Annotated in this window: 20 protein-coding genes; 16 read left to right on the top strand and 4 right to left on the bottom strand. The window is 64.9% G+C overall.

The window, feature by feature from the left end:
• A partial coding sequence (locus AAGA11_19785) for a Zn-dependent hydrolase (protein ID MEM9605114.1) occupies window positions 1-302 on the bottom strand: 302 nt, incomplete at its 3' end.
• A gap of 248 nt (window positions 303-550) precedes the next feature.
• Between AAGA11_19785 and AAGA11_19780 the strand changes: the two genes are divergently transcribed.
• Window positions 551-862, top strand: a complete 312-nt coding sequence (locus tag AAGA11_19780; protein MEM9605113.1) for a PilZ domain-containing protein — start codon at window positions 551-553, stop codon at window positions 860-862.
• 82 nt (window positions 863-944) lie between these two features.
• On the opposite strand, the gene AAGA11_19775 is transcribed toward AAGA11_19780, so the two are convergent.
• Window positions 945-1346 carry a hypothetical protein gene (locus tag AAGA11_19775; protein MEM9605112.1) on the bottom strand — a complete coding sequence of 134 codons (402 nt, stop codon included), beginning with the start codon at window positions 1344-1346 and terminating at the stop codon, window positions 945-947.
• Between the two features lie 196 nt (window positions 1347-1542).
• On the opposite strand from AAGA11_19775, the gene AAGA11_19770 reads away from it, so the two are divergent.
• The 9 genes from AAGA11_19770 (at window position 1543) to AAGA11_19730 (ending at window position 8966) form a co-directional block, all read left to right on the top strand.
• On the top strand, window positions 1543-2163 hold the full coding sequence (locus AAGA11_19770; GenBank protein MEM9605111.1) for a glutathione S-transferase N-terminal domain-containing protein: 621 nt from the start codon (window positions 1543-1545) through the stop codon (window positions 2161-2163).
• A gap of 642 nt (window positions 2164-2805) precedes the next feature.
• A complete protein-coding gene (dksA, locus tag AAGA11_19765; GenBank protein MEM9605110.1) occupies window positions 2806-3333 on the top strand; it encodes an RNA polymerase-binding protein DksA in 528 nt (175 codons plus the stop codon).
• Between the two features lie 307 nt (window positions 3334-3640).
• Entirely contained in the window at window positions 3641-5092 is a 1452-nt protein-coding gene (locus AAGA11_19760) for a hypothetical protein (GenBank protein ID MEM9605109.1), read from the top strand.
• A gap of 237 nt (window positions 5093-5329) precedes the next feature.
• Entirely contained in the window at window positions 5330-5674 is a 345-nt protein-coding gene (locus AAGA11_19755; GenBank protein MEM9605108.1) for a hydroxylase, read from the top strand.
• A gap of 15 nt (window positions 5675-5689) precedes the next feature.
• Complete coding sequence (locus tag AAGA11_19750; GenBank protein ID MEM9605107.1) at window positions 5690-6442, top strand: hypothetical protein; 753 nt, start codon at window positions 5690-5692, stop codon at window positions 6440-6442.
• A 24-nt stretch (window positions 6443-6466) separates the two neighbouring features.
• The gene (locus AAGA11_19745; GenBank protein MEM9605106.1) at window positions 6467-7555 is read left to right on the top strand and encodes an enolase C-terminal domain-like protein; all 1089 of its coding nucleotides are present in this window, start codon (window positions 6467-6469) and stop codon (window positions 7553-7555) included.
• A 132-nt stretch (window positions 7556-7687) separates the two neighbouring features.
• Window positions 7688-8062 (top strand): VOC family protein, encoded by a 375-nt coding sequence (locus AAGA11_19740; protein ID MEM9605105.1) that lies wholly within the window; start codon window positions 7688-7690, stop codon window positions 8060-8062.
• Complete coding sequence (locus AAGA11_19735; GenBank protein ID MEM9605104.1) at window positions 8059-8517, top strand: hypothetical protein; 459 nt, start codon at window positions 8059-8061, stop codon at window positions 8515-8517. Before AAGA11_19740 ends, AAGA11_19735 begins: the two co-directional genes overlap by 4 nt.
• The gene (locus tag AAGA11_19730; GenBank protein ID MEM9605103.1) at window positions 8514-8966 is read left to right on the top strand and encodes an AAC(3)-I family aminoglycoside N-acetyltransferase; all 453 of its coding nucleotides are present in this window, start codon (window positions 8514-8516) and stop codon (window positions 8964-8966) included. Before AAGA11_19735 ends, AAGA11_19730 begins: the two co-directional genes overlap by 4 nt.
• Before the next feature lie 25 nt (window positions 8967-8991).
• Here the strand turns inward: AAGA11_19730 and AAGA11_19725 are convergent, their stop codons facing one another.
• Complete coding sequence (locus tag AAGA11_19725) at window positions 8992-9930, bottom strand: LysR family transcriptional regulator (GenBank protein MEM9605102.1); 939 nt, start codon at window positions 9928-9930, stop codon at window positions 8992-8994.
• Between the two features lie 118 nt (window positions 9931-10048).
• Here AAGA11_19725 and AAGA11_19720 point away from each other — a divergent pair, with 118 nt between their 5' ends.
• From AAGA11_19720 to AAGA11_19700, 5 genes are all read left to right on the top strand, one after another.
• Window positions 10049-11092, top strand: a complete 1044-nt coding sequence (locus tag AAGA11_19720; GenBank protein MEM9605101.1) for a D-cysteine desulfhydrase — start codon at window positions 10049-10051, stop codon at window positions 11090-11092.
• Window positions 11093-11136: 44 nt separating this feature from the next.
• Entirely contained in the window at window positions 11137-12102 is a 966-nt protein-coding gene (locus tag AAGA11_19715) for a glycine betaine ABC transporter substrate-binding protein (GenBank protein MEM9605100.1), read from the top strand.
• Between the two features lie 77 nt (window positions 12103-12179).
• A complete protein-coding gene (locus AAGA11_19710) occupies window positions 12180-13247 on the top strand; it encodes a betaine/proline/choline family ABC transporter ATP-binding protein (protein MEM9605099.1) in 1068 nt (355 codons plus the stop codon).
• Window positions 13244-14779 (top strand): ABC transporter permease subunit, encoded by a 1536-nt coding sequence (locus tag AAGA11_19705; GenBank protein ID MEM9605098.1) that lies wholly within the window; start codon window positions 13244-13246, stop codon window positions 14777-14779. Before AAGA11_19710 ends, AAGA11_19705 begins: the two co-directional genes overlap by 4 nt.
• A complete protein-coding gene (locus AAGA11_19700; GenBank protein MEM9605097.1) occupies window positions 14776-15519 on the top strand; it encodes an alpha/beta fold hydrolase in 744 nt (247 codons plus the stop codon). Before AAGA11_19705 ends, AAGA11_19700 begins: the two co-directional genes overlap by 4 nt.
• Window positions 15520-15539: 20 nt before the next feature.
• On the opposite strand, the gene AAGA11_19695 is transcribed toward AAGA11_19700, so the two are convergent.
• A complete protein-coding gene (locus tag AAGA11_19695; GenBank protein MEM9605096.1) occupies window positions 15540-16418 on the bottom strand; it encodes a LysR family transcriptional regulator in 879 nt (292 codons plus the stop codon).
• A 105-nt stretch (window positions 16419-16523) separates the two neighbouring features.
• On the opposite strand from AAGA11_19695, the gene AAGA11_19690 reads away from it, so the two are divergent.
• On the top strand, window positions 16524-17831 hold the full coding sequence (locus AAGA11_19690; GenBank protein MEM9605095.1) for an aminotransferase class I/II-fold pyridoxal phosphate-dependent enzyme: 1308 nt from the start codon (window positions 16524-16526) through the stop codon (window positions 17829-17831).
• Window positions 17832-18377 lie beyond the last annotated feature (546 nt).

The raw sequence follows: 18377 nt of genomic DNA, 5'->3' as shown, positions 1-18377 counted from the left end.
CGCGCGGCCTCGAGCGCGTAAACCACACCGAGTGCGCCGTCCAGCCAGCCGGCGTGGTTTTGACTTTCGATGTGGCTGCCTGCCAGCACGACGGGTCCGTTGCTCGGTGCGCGGCCGTAGACGTTCGCGATGCCATCGATGGTGGCCTCGTGCCCGATGGCCCGCAACTGGTCGGCGAGCCAGTGACGTGCGGTCATGTCGTCGGCCGACAGGGTGGGCCGATGCACACCGGTTTTGTAGCTCCCAATGGAGCGCAGGTGGTACAGGTCCCTCAGTACGCGCTCGGTGTTCGCACGCAACACGTAAGCCTCTTTTTGTTCGTGTCGGACTGGACGCCAGTCAGCCACAGAGACCGTGGAATAGCAATCCGGGTTTCCGCAATCACCGGTCCCTGGCGTCCTGCCTCACGCACGGTGGGCGTCCCAGGTCTCAGGGCCAGCGGTTCGGGCCTGCCATCTGTAGGTCTACACACCATTGAGCCGGTGTGCTTCCACGCACGTGGCATACACTTCGGGGACAGTGTTGTCTCGTTGACGAACGGAATCGTTGCATGAGTCTGGGTAGACGCAAGCATGCGCGGGTGGCCGCCCGTGCCGGGGATGTCAGCCACGCGGAATACACGTGTCTCGACATCTCCGAATCAGGCATGAAGTTGAGCGCCATGGGGAGGGTTGACACCGGCGGCCGGATCACCGTGACGATCAATGCCCTCGAACCCCCGGTCGAGGTGCGCTGCAGGGTGATGTGGTGCCGCGAGGCGTCTTCGGTCTTTGACACCGGTTACCACTTTGGCGTGATGTTCGAGAACTTCTCCATTCAGAACCAGGCCAGGCTACGCGAGTTGATCGACTCACGGGGCTGACGTTCAGGTGCACGCCTCAACTGAGGAGTCCTGAACACACAGGGCTACCCACGCATGCTCGGTTGGCGCACCATCCCCCGCGTTAGCGGAGCCGTTCGAAGCGTACATCCGGCGTGTCGGTGTTCGCGACGCGCGCGATCAAGGTGTCGGCATCCTGCACGGAGATCACGAGGTCTCGCACCGTCTGGTTGCCGCCGGACAGACAGACGTACGCGAAGCCGTGCAGCTGGTTGCCGACTTTTTTGCCCACAAAGGCCTTCTCATCAGCACGCAGACACGGTGTCGCTTCGGTCGTCGAGACGACCAATTCATCGCCTTCGACCGCCGCTCGGTACTCGCGCCCCTCGCCGGCGCCGTTGGTCATCACCCAGCGTCCGGCGAGCGCGTCCAGGTCGGCCTCGTGAGCGTCTTGCGGTGGCGGCGTTGCGCAAGCGATCAACCCGAGACACACGATTACCACAACCCCTGCACGACCTGTTCGCATGTCCCTGTCCCGCAAATACATCTGCAACCAGTATACGCAACGCGTGGACGGCGTCCCGTTCGAGCCAGGTGCTCACGGCGCGGGAATGTCCTTTGACCTGCCGCGACTTTCGTAGGGAGGTGTTCGGCGTAGACTGTTGTTGAAACGGGTTCGGACACCTGTCCGCACCCCAGTGCACACGCTACAGGCCCTTCTCATGCTCCGCATCCTCGGCAAAACCACGTCCATCAACGTGCGCAAGGTGCTCTGGACCTGCTCGGAGCTGTCGTTGCCGTTCACGCTCGAGCCCTGGGGCACCCACGAGCTGGACGTCGAGGACGCTGCCTTTCTCGCCCTGAACCCCAACGCCCTGGTGCCGGTGATCGTCGACGGTGGCGTGGTGCTCTGGGAATCGAACACGGTGTGCCGCTACCTCGTTGCGTCAGCCGGGCGAGAGGACCTTCTGCCCTCCGGTCCGGCAGCGCGCGCGCGGGTGGAGCAGTGGATGGATTGGCAGGCGACCGAGCTCAACGGGTCGTGGCGCGTGGCCTTCCTGGCCCGGGTGCGAGCGGAAACGGGCTACCCGGACTCGGCGGTAGACGCGAGCATTGCCGCCTGGAACCGCAACATGGCCATTCTCGACCGGCAGCTCGACCGCGCGGGCGACTTCGTTCTGGGGTCGGACTTCACGCTCGCCGATGTGGTGCTCGGCCTCTCGACCCATCGGTGGGTCTCAACGCCGATGGTGCGACCCGATTTGCCGGCGGTGGCGGCGTACTACGAGCGGCTTTCTGAGCGGGACGGTTTCAGGCAGCACGGGCGCAACGGCGTGCCGTAATCGCCGGTGGTTGTGTTCTATGAATCGACGCGTGTTTGCGTACCGCACTCGTGATTCCCCGCGGCTCGTTGATACCGCATGGGCGGGCTCGACTGTCTGTGGTCGGTGTTCCCAATGTGACTGCCACCAGCCGTAACAGCACACGGCTTCCGACTGCGAAAGTGTTATGTTATAACATTGCGCGGTTTCGGGCCTGAGAAGTCTCCCAGCGGACGAGATGAGCTTCGCGTGTTGGGCAGCGCGTAATGACCAAACTGACGTTTATGGGTCAACAAACGGACGCAAGGCAGCGCTTGGCATGCGGACGACGAGCGGCCCGCTTCGTTACCCCCAACCCCCTCCCCACAGTCAGTCGCCCGCACGTCGGGTGGACTGTATAGAAGACCTTCGATGACAACCAAAAAAGTGACCAGTCAGCCACGGGCGAAAACAAGATCGAAGAAACAGGCAAAGCGCGTTGCTTCGGCCACCCCCTCCCAGTCCAGCCCCGAGTTTCCCGGCGAATCTCAACAGGAGCCGTCGAAGGCGTCAAAAAAAGTGACCAACCGACCACGCGCCAAGGCCACAGCGAAGAAACAGGCAAAGCGCGCAGCGTCGAACTCGACGAATCGCGCCCAGTCCGGCACCGAGACGTCTGGTGCATTGAAAAAACGAACGTCGACGAAGACAAAGAAGGCGACCAGTCAAGCTCGCGCTGCGACGAAGACCAACACACCGGCAACGGATGCCGGCACGCCTGCGATGACGTCATACGGTGTGGCGCCGTACAAACTCAAGAAAGACGAGGAATACATGAGTGAGGGGCAGCTCGCCCACTTCCAGGCCATTTTGGAGAACTGGAAACGCGAGCTGATGGGGGAAGCAGAGCGCACTGTTCAGCGCCTGAGTGAGCAGGTGGGCCAGTTTCCCGATGCGAATGACCGCGCAACGCAAGAGGCGGAATTCGGTCTCGAGTTGAGAACCCGCGACCGTGAGCGAAAACTGATACGCAAGATAGACAGCTCGCTGGAGCGCATTGCCAACAACTCCTATGGCTACTGCGAAGTGTCTGGCGAGGAGATTGGTCTCGCACGCCTCGAAGCAAGGCCGATAGCAACCATGTGTCTTGAGGTGCAAGAGCGGTACGAACGGACCGAGCGCACGTTTGGCCGGCGGGAGACTGACAGCTGATTCCCGATTCAGCACGCCTGTCGGTATGGCGACTGCGCGACTGTCAGTGTGGCCCGTATGCAGCGCCGATCACGAGCACCATCCGTCCACGCCGGACACGGCGGGGTTGGGTGTTCGATGAGAACTGTTTCGCGACCCTGAAACCCTCGGTAGGTCGTGGGCATTGGACACGGAACGACCCCGCCACCGAGTGAGCATGCCCTCAGTGAAACGACGTGATTGCCTCAACGTGGAGGGTGCGAACCTGCGGCGCCCAACCGTATCACCTCCGCGCGCCCTGAGTGCCATGCTCCATGGAAACAGCAGTGTGGCTGTCTCGAACTGGTTGAATGAGCGTGTGCCTCAGACGGTACCGTGTGACGACACAGTCGGTGATCACGTCAGGCAGTTTGTCTACCACAAGGCCAACAGGGACGCGTATGTCGCATTTGGACTCGAGTACTTAAAACGTAAAGCACAGGCGCGAGCGGACACCTACGATGTGGTCGTGGTGGGTGCCGGTATCCATGCGGCGACGTACTTGTATACCCTGCGCCAGCAACGGCCGCATTTGCGTGTGCTCCTTGTCGAGAAGACCTCAACGGTCTCTTCGACTTTTGCTGAGTTTGGTGATTCGTTGGTGTTGAACTCACCCACGTTTCAGCAAGTGGATTTGAATTCGAACGTCGTACCCGGTCACTTTGTTCAGACCAGTGACTTCGATGAACTGCACGAGAAGGTGTTTCCTACCGCAAGACACATCTTTGATCTAGCTGTAATGGTACTTCTGCACAGCGACGCTGACATCCTGTTCAATGTTGAGGTGCACGGTGTGGAACGTGTGGCTGATGGCTATCGTCTCACGACATCAACCACTGATGTGGTTGGACGAAGTGTGGTCATTGCCAACGGCATGGGTGCTCTGAACGAGACTGCGTACTCGGGTCCGCGTTCAACCGGCGCGCTGGTGTCAGGTGATTGCTTTGTGAGGCGCTGTTTTGAGGACACGGTCTACGCCGATTCACTGAGTGGAAAAACCGTGGCCATTGTCGGCGACGGAGACACGGCAAACTGTGTGTTGGAGTACATCCTGCCGATCGTCTACCCAAACAAGCTGTACGGTTTTTACCGGGAAAACCCCGCCTTGCCCGCTCGGGTTTACTGGCTGGGACAGAGTGCAGCGTGCCTAAAGGCATTCTTTTTCAACAGTAAGAGACGGTACAGCCACTCTGGTGGCATCATCGAAGTGTTCTGGCAAGAAGACTCGTCGCTCGAACTGCCCAGTGACGTTCGCGAGAGCGCTAGTGACATGTTGCGGATTGTGCCTGACAAGCTGGTTGAAGTACGTTCGAGCCCTGCCGGGCTCACGCTCGTCACTGATCGTGACGCGATGGACGTCGACGTGGCGATTGACTGTACTGGGCGATTCAATCCGCTCTGTGCGCGCTTGCTCCACGATGGATACGACACGGTGCACGGCGACATCGTCTTCCAGGGTGGCTTCTGGTGTCAGGCAGAAGACCGGTTCGTGCCGAAGCCACACACTCTGGAAGGTCGAGCGATAGCCTGTCGTGTTCGGGGTCAGGACGTTTTCGTGCTCGGTGGCGCATGCCCCCTCGGGGAACTGATTGCTGACAGCGAAGCGAGGAACGGTGCCGCAAAGTACCAGGAAGGCCGTGTCAGTCTCACGAACAGCAAATGGTCACTGGAGCACGCGCTACCTCGGACGGTAGCCTTCGCGAAGCAGCATGCCCAGGCCCTCGCTGCACGTGACACCTGATACACCGGGCTCCTGGGCGACGGGATCCGGACGCTTGGCGTGATGTGAGTGGCGGCCTCACACGCCACTCGACAACACGACTGTCAGCGATACGCTGCCTTCTGATCGTGCCGATTGGTCACTGTCACATCCACTTGACTGCCCTCGCCACTACTGTGGTCGGTCTGGGCCCACCGGGGTTGCCGTGTCGGTAGTAGTGTGTTCCGCTTGGAAAGCGTGGCAGGGCGGGTCGAAACCGTGAAGATGAACTACCTCGAAATCGTGTCGCACGATGCCGATGCCGTCTGCACGGCTTACACACGCACGCACGGTGTCCACTTTGGCGAGCCGGATGCGCTGCTTGGCAACGCGAGAACGGCGACCTTGGGCGACGGTGTGACGGTGGGGGTGCGGGCGCCGCTCCGTGACACCGAGACGCCCGTGGTGCGCCCCTATTGGTTGGTCGAGGACATCGAGCGAGCGGTGGTGGACGCGGTGTCGGCCGGTGCGGAGGTCGCGCTGCCACCCATGGCCATTCCGGGCAAGGGGACGATCGCCATCACGCTGTTGGGTGGCAACGAGCACGGGCTGTGGCAGCTGTGATGTGGGGTCTGCGTTGTGGCTGAGGCGCCCCTGATCGGGTTCATCAGCCCGCCCGCCTGGTTCGATCCGGCGGTGGCGGAGTTTCCGAAGGTTGTGGCTGAGGCTGTGCGCACGCAACAGGCGCCACTGCTGTTGCCGGACTTCGACTACCGGCTTGACAGCATCGCCTCGGTACACGGCGAGCTTGCGCTGTGCGCGCAGAGCCTCAGGGCGATCGGTTGCGACGTAGTCGCTCAGGTGGGCAGCCCGTTTGCCTGGGCTGGAGTTGCAAACGAATCCGAAGCGCGAGCGCGCTGTGCTGCGCTCACCGACGCGGCCGGCTTGCCTGCAGTCATGACCAGCCTGGCCATTGTCGATGCCCTGCGGGCGCACGGGTCAAAGCGCGTCGCGGTCAACTGCAGCTACTACGAAGGCGACTGGCGCGACGGGTTTTCGGCCTTTCTCGCGTGTTGCGGCTTCGAGGTGGTGCATGCGTCCACGCTCGAGGACCAGGGGCTGGTGACGCCGCCGATGTCGATGGCCGAGACCGGCTGGTCGATGACAGCCGATCTGACGCGCAAGTCCACGCACGCTGTTGCAACTGCGGCACCAGAGTGCGACGCTATCGTCGTCACCGGCGCCGGCACGCGGACGCTGGCGCTGCTCACCGAGCTTGAAGCCGAGACGGGCCGCCCGGTCATCGCCGCGGACACGGCGTTGTACTGGGCCACCGCACGCGCGTTGGGACTCACGATGCGGCCCGCCATGGGGTCGTTGGCGACGCTGTGATTCACACCCGAGGAAACCCGATCCATGCCGAGTGACACACTGCCCCGCATCGCTGACGTAACCGTGCGCACGGTGCGCGTGCCGATGACCGAGCCGCACCAGACCGCCAGTGGGGTGATCACCGAGTCACCGCTCGTGCTGATCGACATCACAACCGACGCGGGCACGGTGGGCCACGGTCTGGTGTTCACCTACACGCCTGCGGCGCTCAAACCGACAGCGGATTTGATTGCCAACCTTGCGCCGCTTGTCACCGGCGAGTTGTTGGCTCCCACCGAGATAGAACAGGGACTCGCCAAACGCTTTCGTCTGTTGGGCACGCAAGGCCTGGTGGGCATGGCGCTGGCCGGAATCGACATGGCACTGTGGGATGCTCTCGCGAGGGAACAGGGGGTATCGTTGGTGCGGTTGCTCGGCGGTGTGATCAAACCCATTCCGGCCTACGGCGCCATCGGCTACGACGGCGAACTGGGGTCTGGCCGGGTGGCCGAGGCCCTGGCCAAACAGGGCTTCACCGGGGTCAAAGCCAAGATTGGCTACCCGACTGCCGCCGAGGACGTGGCGGTGGTGCGTGCGATCCGGGCCGCCGCCGGTGACGGCATGGCGATCATGGTCGACTACAACCAGAGCCTCTCGCCGAGCGAAGCCGCGGTGCGCGTGCGGGTGCTCGACGGGGAGGGCCTCACCTGGATCGAGGAGCCGACGCTCGCGCACGATTTCGCCGGTCAAGCGCGTGTCACGGCCGGGGCGAACACGCCGATCCAGAGCGGCGAGAACCTCTGGGGTACGCTTGACCTCCGTCACGCGATCGAGGCCAACGCGTCGGATTTCCTCATGCCCGATGTCATGAAGATCGGCGGCGTCACTGGCTGGCAACGGGCCGCGGCGATGGCGCACGCGCAAGGCATTCCCGTGTCCAACCACCTGTGGCCTGAGCTCAGTGCGCGCTTGCTGTGCTGCACGCCGACCGCCCACTGGCTCGAGTACGCCGACTGGTGGAATCCCATCCTGGCCGAGCCGCTGCAGCTGGAGAACGGGATGGCGCGTGTGGACGACAGTGCGGGCACGGGTGTGAGCTGGAATGAGCGCGCGGTGAGCGAATTCCGGGCCTAGGCAACTCGAGTCCAGCGCGGCAGCGGGTTGCCGGGGGCCACGTGGCTTGCCGCACTTGCGGCGGGGCTGCCTGTGGCGCATCGTGCCAGGCAGAAGCCGCAGTTCCGGCGGCAGACACACATGGGAACACGCATGTTCGACCACGTGAAATTCGGCGTTCGCGACTTCGCTGCGAGCCGGGCCTTCTACCTCAAGGCGCTCGAACCGCTCGGCGTCACCGGCGTCACGGAGTGGCCGCCGGACGGCGTCGAGATCTACCCGCCGGTCGGTGAGAGTTCGCTGTGCCTGTACCAGACCAACGAGACACCCGCGCACCTGCACATTGCCTTTGAAGCCAAGAGCCGCGACGAAGTTGACGCCTTTTACCGTGCAGCGTTGGCCGCCGGTGGTGAGGACAACGGCCCACCCGGCTTGCGGCCAGAGTACAGCGGACGCTACTACGCGGCCTTCGTACTCGACCCGGACGGGCACAACATCGAGGCGGTCTTCCACGAGCCGGAGGCATGAGCAGATCAGAGGGCGAGGACCCGATCGCCATTGCCACCAGAGTGTTCGACACGCTCCGCACAGAGTTTCCCGCGCTGGCAATGAAGAGTGGCACGCCCATACATTCCGTGGATTTTGCGTTTTCAATACCTCGGCAACCGGGCTTGGTATTTGATGTCGAAATGAACCTTCAGAATGGCGATGAGCTGCAGATGAACATCGATGCGTTTTGGGGATACTGGTTTCCGTGTACGGACCCGTTGGTCGAACGCCGTTTTCTGGATGCCGTGCGTGGGCTACTTACAGGTCGGTATCGCATTGCTGTGTATTCACGAAGGGGCCGGGCATACACCTGTTTGCTGCAAGCACCAAAGGGCGATGGCTGGGAGACGGCGTACGCGGCAAGGTCACTTCACTGGCCCTGCTGGAACCCGGACATCCGCTACGTTCAGAACGCTCGGGCGGAACAGGTTTGAGCCTCGACATTCGGACTGTAGATCCCGACAACACCGCCCTGGTGCACGGCGCGCTGGATTGCTTCGCCGTAGCGTTTGAAGACTCCGACACCTACAGCGCCAACCGACCTGACCGGGACTACCTCCGCGCCGTGCTCGCCGGTGAATCTTTCGTCTGCCTCGTGGCGTTGGTCGACGGTGTTGTCGTGGGTGCCCTCGCAGCCTACGTGTTGCCAAAGATCGAGCAGGCCCGCAGCGAGCTCTACATCTACGACCTGGCTGTCATCGAATCCGCGCGGCGCCAGGGCGTCGCGACCGGGTTGATCAACGCGCTGAAGCCTGTTGCCCGTGCACGTGGTGCGTGGGTGATCTACGTGCAGGCCGACGACGGTGACGAACCTGCTGTGGCGCTCTACTCGAAGCTGGGTACACGGGAAGACGTGTTGCACTTCGATATTCCGGTTACCTAGCGTCGCGCGCAGTCGACACCGCGCGCTACGCCAACGGCACATCCTGGCGCACGGCGAGAAAGGCCCAGATAGACCGCGTGAGTTGGTTGATGTGGTCGCGGCGGCGGTGCAGGCGGATTTCGAGCGGGATGCACCACTGCGGTTTGCCGAAGCTGATCAGCAGGCCCGCGTCGAGGTCGGGTTTGACCAGTGCCAGTGGCAGCCAGGCGATGCCGGCGCCATCGCGTGCGCGGATGCGGAGTGCGCCGGCCATCGAATTCTCGTAGACGGGTTTCAGCCGTTTGGCGAGGCCACTTTCGCGCAACTTGGCGTCGAGCATCTGCCCGATCGGCGAGTCGCCACCGAACTGCAGGAACGGGATGTCGCGCTTGCGGGCGACCAGGTCGAAGAGCGGCTTGCCGCCGGTGCCGGTCTTGCAGACCGGTACCAGTGTGTCGTGGCCGATGACGATCGATTCCGTCAACCCGTCGGCGCCGAGCAGGGCGCGGTTGCCGACGCGCGGTCGGGGTGCGTCGCTGCCGAGTGAGTAGGCGATGACGAAGTCAACGAGGTGCGATTCGAGGTCGCGCTCGCAGTTCGGCAGGTCGTCGGCGCGCAGCCGCGACATCACCGGGCCGTAGGCCTGTTCGAAGGCCTGCAGCCAGGCGGGGTAAAAGCGCCAGCCGATCGAGTGCTGTGCGCCAAAGGTGACGACGTATTTCTCTGGTTGGGCGCGCGACTCGAGGATCTGCGCGCGCTCGGTCTCGAGCCGCGAAAGCGCCTGCTGGCCAGCCTCGAGCATCTGCGTGCCGGCCACGGTCAGGCGGACCGGCTGGGTGCTGCGGTCGACGAGCGGGGCACCGACCCAGCCCTCGAGCGCCTGGATCCGCCGGCTCAGTGTCGGTTGGCTCACGTGGCCGAGCTCGGCAGCCCGTGAAAAGCTCCCGGACTGTGCGAGGTTGGCGAGGTCTCTGAACCACCCCATGTCCATCGTCAGATTGCATCATACGTAATTTGCATAATGCTATCCGAACATATCATTGGCCTCGGCTGCAAGGCTGACGGAGACTGAGTCCTATCAATGGGATGGCCATGGAGCCGCTATGAGTGCAGTGACCCTGGAATCGACCGCGTCGGATTCACTCGGACTCGACCGCTTTGCCCGGGTCGCCCTGTGCCACCAACCGACGCCGATCGAGCCCATGACGCGCCTCAGCGCGCACCTTGGCGGGCCGGCCCTCTACATCAAGCGCGACGACTGCACCGGCCTCGCTGGCGGCGGCAACAAGACGCGCAAGCTCGAATTCCTCGTCGGCGAGGCGCTGAAGGCCAACGCCGACACGCTCGTCACGCAGGGTGCCGTGCAGTCGAACCACGTGCGCCAGACCGCCGCCGCGGCCTGCCGCATGGGGCTGAAGTGCCACGTGGTGCTCGAACGCCGCGTGCCCGGGCGCGCAGCCGACTACGAAATCACCGGCAACGTGCTGCTCGACAACCTGTTCGGGGCCACCTCCGAGTACCGCCCAGCCGGGCTCGACATGAACGCCGAGGCCGAGGCGGTCTCCGAGGCGCTGCGCGCCGAGGGCCACAACCCGTACTTCATTCCGGGCGGCGGTTCTAACGCGGTCGGTGCGATGGGCTACGCTGCCTGCGCCGAGGAAATCGTCCGCCAGTGCGCGTCGCTCGGCGTCGCGTTCCAGTGGATCGTGATGGGCACCGGCAGCACTGGCACCCAGGCTGGGCTCGTCGCCGGTCTGCACGCGCTTGGCGTCGACCTGCCGGTCATGGGCGTCAGCGTGCGCCAACCGCAGGAGCGGCAGATTGCCGCGGTACACCGGCTCGCGGCCAGCGCCGCCGAGCACCTCGGTGCCGCCACGCTGCCTGTCAGCAAGGTGCTGGTCGACGACGGCTACGTCGGCGAAGGCTACGGCATCCCGGCCGACTCGACGCTCGAGGCGATCCGGCTGACCGCGCGCCAGGAGGGGGTACTGCTCGACCCGGTGTACTCGGGCAAGGGCATGGCGGGCTTGATCGGGCTCGTGCGCCAAGGCATGTTCAAACCCACGGACAACGTGTTGTTCCTGCACACGGGCGGCGCACAAGCGCTGTTTGCCTACCAGGACGACATTCTCAACTCGCTCAACTGATCGCGTGCGGGTCACGCGACGTCGATAAACCGAAGGAGACTGGAATGAAAGTTAATCTCAAAGCACTGTCGTTTGCCGTGATCGTGGGCCTCGCGGCCAACGGCGCGATGGCGAGCGAAACGGTTCGCATCGGCGTGCCGTCGTGGACCGGCGCGCAGGCGATCGCCAACCTGCTCAAGGTCGTGGTTGAAACCCGTATCGGCGGTACCGCCGAACTCGTGCCAGGCAACAACGCCACCATCTTCCAGGCGATGGACCAGGGCAAGGGCGACATCGACGTGCACCCCGACGTGTGGCTGCCGAACCAGGAGAGTTTCACCAAGAAGTACGTCGACGGTGCGGGCACCGTGACCCTCTCTAGCAACGCCTACGAGGGCAACCAGGGCTTCTGCGTGTCGAAGGATTTCGGTGAAGCTAACAACATCACCGACATCGCCGACCTCGGCCGGCCCGACGTCGCCATGAAAATGGACAGCGACGGCAACGGCAAGGGCGAGATGTGGATCGGTGCGCCGGGCTGGGCCTCGGCCAACGTCAACGAAGTGAAGGTGCGCGACTACGGCCTGCTCGACTTCGTCGAGCCTGTGCGTGCGGAAGAGAGCGTGAAAACTGCGCGCGTCAAGGACTCGATCGCCAAGGGCGAGGGCTACGCGTTCTACTGCTACAAGCCGCACGCCATCTGGTACATGTTCGACGTCGAGATGCTCTCCGAGCCGACCTACGACCCGGCCAACTACGTGATGGTGCAGCCGTCTGACTCGGCTGACTGGTACGAGGAGTCGAAAGTGGCCACCAAGGACGCGCTGAAGAACGTGCAGATCGCCTGGTCCAACTCGCTGGCGGACCGCTCGCCCGCGATCCTCGAGTTCTTCCAGGGCTTCGCACTGACTGCAGACGACGTCAGCAGCTTTGCCTTCGAGATCTCCGGCAACGGCCGCGACGCAGCCGACGTGGCCGCGGAGTGGGTCGAAGCCAACTCGGAGCGGGTTGACGGCTGGCTCGGACTCTAAGCCCGGTCTTTCCGCCACTGTGACACGACAACGGCACCGTACCCTGTGCGGTGCCGTTGTTGCATTAGGGTACAGCGATGAGTGCAATGGCTGAGAGTGCCGCGCCCGTCGACGACGCCGTCGTCGATATCGCGGGGGTGTGGAAAGTCTTCGGAGATAACGCAAGCGCGGCGCTGGACGCGATCCAGACGCGCGGCCTGTCGAAGGCCGAGGTGCTTGCGGAGTTCAATGCGGTGGTCGGGGTCGCCGATGTGTCGCTGCAGGTGCAACGCGGCGAGATCTTCTGCGTAATGGGGCTCTCTGGCAGCGGCAAGTCGACGCTGGTGCGCCACTTCAACCGCCTGCTCGAGCCAACTGCTGGCACCATCTCGATCGAGGGCACCGACGTCATGGCGCTCAAGGGCGAGGCGCTCAGGCAGTTTCGCAACCAGAAGATCGGCATGGTCTTCCAAAACTTCGCGTTGCTGCCGCACCGCTCGGTCCTCGACAACGTCGCCATGCCGCTCGAGATCCGCAACATCCCGAAAAACGAACGCCTGCGCAAGGCGAGCGAAATTTTGAAAGTGGTCGAGCTCGAGGCCTGGGGCAACAAGTTTGCGCACGAGCTCTCGGGCGGTATGCAGCAGCGGGTCGGCCTGGCGCGGGCGCTCGCGGCCGATCCGGACGTGCTGCTGATGGACGAGCCCTTCAGCGCACTCGACCCGCTGATCCGTCGGCAGCTGCAGGATGAGTTCATCCGCCTGTCGAAGATTCTCAAGAAGACCACCCTGTTCATCACCCACGACCTCGACGAGGCCGTGCGCGTCGGCCACCGTATCGCGATCATGCGCGACGGCCGTGTGGTGCAGATCGGCACCGCCGAAGACATCGTCATGCACCCGGCCGACGACTACGTCGCCGACTTTGTCGCCGGCATCTCGCGACTGAAGGTGGTGCGGGCGCACGCGGTGATGCAACCCGTGACCGACGGCGCGCTCGGTGAGAACGCGCACCGGGTCTCGGGCGACGCGTCGCTCAGCACCCTGATCAACCTCGCGATCGACGACGACGCGCCGATCGCCGTCGAGGAAGACGGCCGCATCGTCGGTCAGATCACCCGGCGCGACATCCTCAGAACCGTGATCGAAGGGACGGAAGTGTCATGAGCGAGGCCATGCTGGATACCGACAACACGCCTGCGTCCGAAAGCCAGGACCGCCTCGACCGACGCGCTCGTGTCGAGGAGTTCGTGCGCACCAACCCGACGTGGTACGCGGCGCAGTTCGAGAAGATCGGCGACAAGGCCGGTTTCACGCCGACCTTCAACTGGGTGGCCGGGCTGCTCGGGCCGATCTGGTTTGGCGCGCGCGGTCTCTGGAAGTGGGCGCTGCCCTTTCTGATCATTGAAACCATCGGTCTCGTGCAACTGGCGCGCGGCCTCTTCGGCGACCTCTCGGCCGACGCGCGGGCACGTATCGCCTCGATCGAGGGCACGCTGGACCTGCGTCGCCAGCAACTCGAAGCTGCGATCGAGTCGAACTCCGACAAGGTTGCGGTTTACCAGCGCGCGGTGGATTCGCTTGAAGGCGCCATCGGCGGCATCCGCGCCGAGGCCCAACAGCTGGACGAGCAGGGCGCCACCATTGCGCTTACCGGACTTGCGGTTCTGATCGCGATCAAGCTGGTGCAGGCGGTGGTCGCAAACACGGCGCTCGAGGCGCGCTTCTCGCAGTGGCTCTCGGACCCGAGCTTGCCATCGGGCTTCCCGGTGCAGCAGATCGCGGTGAGCGCGGTGTTCATGGCGCTGATCGTCGGGGCGGCGACGCTCAACTACAGCTACCCCGGGCAGTTCAACCTGCTCGCGGCGTTCCCGACGCACCCGGACATTCGACTCGGCAGCATCGACTGGGTGGAGCGCTTCTTTGCCGCGGCCGTGACCCACGGCGACGCGCTTTTCGATGTGATCACACGTGGCATCCGGCTGATCCTCGACGCGCTCGAATTGATCTTCGTGCAAACGCCGTGGATCGTGATCGCAAGCTTCATCGTGTTGTTGACCTGGCTCTCGGCCGGCGTGCGCACGGCGATTTTCACCGCGGCGTTTCTCGCGTACATGGGCCTGCTCGGCTTCTGGGTCAAGGCGATGACCACCCTGGCCTTGCTCGGCACGGCGGCGTGTCTCTCGATCGCGATCGGCATTCCGCTCGGCATGTTCTGCGCGCGGCGGCCTCGGCTCTACGCGGTCATTCAACCGATCATGGACTTCATGCAGACCATGCCGGCCTTCGTGTTCATGATCCCGGTGATCGCGTTTTTCGGCACCGGCAAGCCGGCGGCGGTGGTCACGACGATGATCTTCGGCGGCACCCCGGTCGTGCGCTTGACGGTGCTCGGCCTGCGCGGCGTGCCCGAGAGCGTGCGCGAAGCTGCGATCTCCTTCGGCGCGAGCAAGTGGTACCTGCTGACGCGCGTCGATCTGCCGCTCGCGGCGCCCTCGATCCGCGCGGGCATCAACCAGACGATCATGCTGTCCCTGGCCATGGTGGTGGTCGCCTCGCTCATCGGCGCGAAGGGACTCGGTGAGGACGTGCTCGAAGCGCTGCAGTACGCCAACGTCGGCCAGGGCATCCTCGCGGGCTTTGCAATCCTCTTCTGCGCGATGATTCTCGACCGCATCGTCCAGGGCGCGCGCAAGTGATCGGACCTGGTGCAGAGGCGACGGTCCTCGTACACGGCTACCTGGGCGGCAGTGCGCAGTGGCACCTGCAGCGCCCCGCGCTCGAGTCGCTCGGGCCGGTGGTCGCGGTCGATTTGCCGGGCTTCGGCGAGAACGCCGCGCTCGAGGCGCCTGACAGCATCGCGGGCTTCGCAACCTGGGTGCTCGAGCACCTGAGCGAGCGCGGTGTCGAGCGCTTCCACCTGCTCGGCCACTCGATGGGCGGCATGATCGTCCAGCAAATGACAGCCCAGGCACCGGCGCGGGTCGACAAGCTCGTGCTCTACGGCACCGGCTGCCACGGCAACATGCCGGGCCGCTTCGAAACCCTCGACGCCACCGCCGAGCGCGCCGCGCGCGACGGCGTCGAGGCCACCGCCAACCGCGTCTCGGCCACCTGGTTTCTGCACGGCGAGGCCGACCCGGAATACCCGGGCTGCGCCGCGATCGCCCGTCAGAGCACCGCGCAGAGTCAGCTCGCCGGACTCATGGCGATGAAGGGCTGGAGCGGCGCGGCGCACCTTGCCGACATCGGTTCGCGCACCCTGGTGCTCTGGGGCGAGGCGGACCGCGCCTACCCCTGGGCCCAAGTCGAGGAGCTGTGGCGCACCGTCCCGGACAGCCACCTCGCGGTGCTGCCGGGTTGCTCGCACGCGGTGCACCTCGAGCGTGCACCGCTTTTCAACACGATCCTCACCGAGTTTCTCGACGACAACGCCTGACAGCCCAACAGACTGCGGTGCTATCGCGCCAGGGCGTCGGCCAGCGCCACCACCTCGGGACGCCGTTGTGCCGCGGGCGGCAGCTCGAGCACCAGCGCCAGGCCACTCGGCACGGTGACGTCTGACACCCGCACCAGGCTGCCCGCGCGCAACTCGGCGTCGATCAGGCACGAATGCCCCATCAGCAGGCCGGCGCTCGCCTTGGCCTCTTCAACCGCGAGGCTGTAGAGCGAGTGGTGCGGTCCGGCAATCGGGTCGACGTCGCCGAGCTCGGCAGCGGCAAGCCAACGTGCCCAGTCGCCCTGCCAGCTGCGGTCGTGCAGTCGCGGCAGCGCGCCGAGCGGCTGGGCTGCGTCGATGCGGGCGGCCAACCGGGGCGAACACACCGGGGTCAGCGTGTCGTCTTCGAGCACGACCTGATCGGGCGTGTCCTCGGGCGCGCGCAGGAACAAGGACAGGTCGAACAGCTCGCGCGCGAGCCGGGGCGGGCGCTCGAGCGCGGTCACCGAGAGGTTGAGGTCCGGGACCTCGGCTCGGATGCGCTCGAGGCGGCGCGGCAACCAGAGTTGGGCGACCGCGGGCAGGGCGGCGATGTGGATCTCGGTGTTGGGGCGCGCGCTGCGCAACGCCTGGGTCGCACTCGCCAGCGCATCGAAAGCGGTGACGAAAGCCGGGATCAGCGCGCGTGCGGCTGGCGTGATCTCGATGCCCTTGGCGTGCCGGCGGAACAGGCTCACCCCGGCCCAGTGCTCGAGGGTCTTCACGTGCTGGGAAATGGCACCCGGCGTCACACTCAATTCGTCTGCGGCGGCGACGAAGCTGTTGTGCCGGGCGGCGGCCTCGAAGGCGCGCAACGCGTTGAGTGGCGGGCCCTTCGGGCGCGTGGGGGAGACCGGCATAGTCGGGGCTCAGTTTTTCTACCCCAAAAAATAGCAATTCTCGTTTGCGGTGTCGCGTGTCTGGCTTCAGCCTGTGCGCTGTCGAACCACATCGAGACGATCACCATGGCCTTGGCAACACGGAACTGGGTGCCCACACCGAGCGAGTCACTGGTCCAACGCATTGCGGCGACCACCTCGGCGAGCGATTCCGCGGCCTTGAACGCGCGTGTGGCGGCCCTCGCGGCGCAGAACCGGCAGATCCACGAGGCCGAGTGTTTCAACCTCAACCCGGCCACCAACGTGATGAACCCACGCGCCGAGGCGCTGCTCGCCTCGGGCATCGGTTCGCGGCCCTCTCTGGGTTACCCCGGCGACAAGTACGAAATGGGACTCGAGGCGATCGAGGAGATCGAGGTGATCGCGGCGAGCCTCGCTGCCGAGGTGTTCGACGCGCGCTTCGCCGAAATTCGCGTGCCCTCCGGGGCACTGGCGAACCTCTACGGCTTCATGGCGGTCTGTCGGGCGGGCGACACGGTCATTGTGCCGCCCGCGTCGATCGGTGGCCACGTCACCCACCACGGCCCGGGCTGTGCGGGCCTGTACGGCCTCCGGATCGTCGAGGCGCCGGTGTCGGCCGACGGCTACACCGTCGACCTCGACGGCTTGCGCGCGCTGGCAATGCAGGAGCGGCCGGCGCTGATCACGCTCGGCGGCAGCCTCAACCTCTACGAGCACCCGGTGGCCGAGGTGCGCGCGATTGCCGATTCGGTCGGGGCAAAGCTCCTGTTTGACGCCGCCCACCAGTGCGGCGTGATCGCCGGCAAGGTCTGGCGCGACCCGCTCGCCGACGGTGCGCACCTGATGACCATGAGCACCTACAAGAGCCTCGGTGGCCCGGCCGGCGGGTTGATCGTGACCAACGAGGCCGACATCGCCGAGGCCCTGGACCGCATCGCCTTCCCGGGGCTCACGGCCAACTTCGACGCAGCGAAATCGGCGGCGCTTGCGGTGACCTTGCTCGACTGGCGCGACTTCGGCCACGCCTATGCGAGCGAGATGATTGCGATGGCGTCGGCAATGGCGGTCGCACTCGACGCCGCGGGTGTGTCGGTGTTCGCCGGGCGCGACGGTTTCACGCGTTCGCACCAGTTCGCCGTGCGCGCGGCGCGTTACGGCGGCGGTCAAGCGGCCTCGAAGACGCTGCGCAAAGCGGGTTTTCTGGCCTGCGGGATCGGCCTGCCCGAGGCGCCGGTCGACGGCGACCTCAACGGCCTGCGCATCGGCACGCCAGAGCTCGTGCGTTGGGGCATGACGGCAGCGGAGGCACCGCGGCTCGCGTCGCTGATCAAAGCCGGTCTCGACGGTGAAGACACCGCGGCCGAGGTCAGCGCCTGGCGTCGCGACTTCACGACGCTGCACTTCGTCCACTGAGCGCGCGGCCGCATCCTTCGCGGATGCCCACTTCGCGAGGCAGCCGCTCCCACAGTCAGGGATGCCACAAACCCTGTGGGAGCGCGGTCGTTCCGTCAGGAACACCGGGCGAACGCGACAGCCCGAGAGCTGCTCCGATTCAGGTCCTTCGCGGATGTTCGCTACGCGAAGCAGCCGCTCCCACAGTCGAGGGCGCCACAAACCCTGTGGGAGCGCGGTCGTTCCGTCAGGAACACCGGGCGAATGCGGCGTCGTGATAGCAACCTCGATACCCCTCTTCGCGGTTGCCCGCTACGCGAAGCAGCCGGTCCCACAATCGAGGGCGCCACTGGCCTTGTGGGAGCGCGGTCGTTCCGTCAGGAACACCGGGCGAACGCGACAGCCCGAGAGCTGATCCGATTCAGGTCCTTCGCGGTTGTCCGCTACGCGAAGCAGCCGCTCGCACAGTCGAGAGCCCCACAGGCCCTGTGGGAGTTCGGTCGTTCCGTCAGGAACACCGGACGAATTTCGATGCTCAGGGTTCCGAGAGTGAAGAACCCATTCGCG

The organism is Pseudomonadota bacterium (assembly GCA_039196715.1).
GTDB lineage: Bacteria > Pseudomonadota > Gammaproteobacteria > CALCKW01 > CALCKW01 > CALCKW01.
Note: the sequence above shows the minus strand (reverse complement) of the source record. Positions and strands in the feature narration are given on the sequence as shown.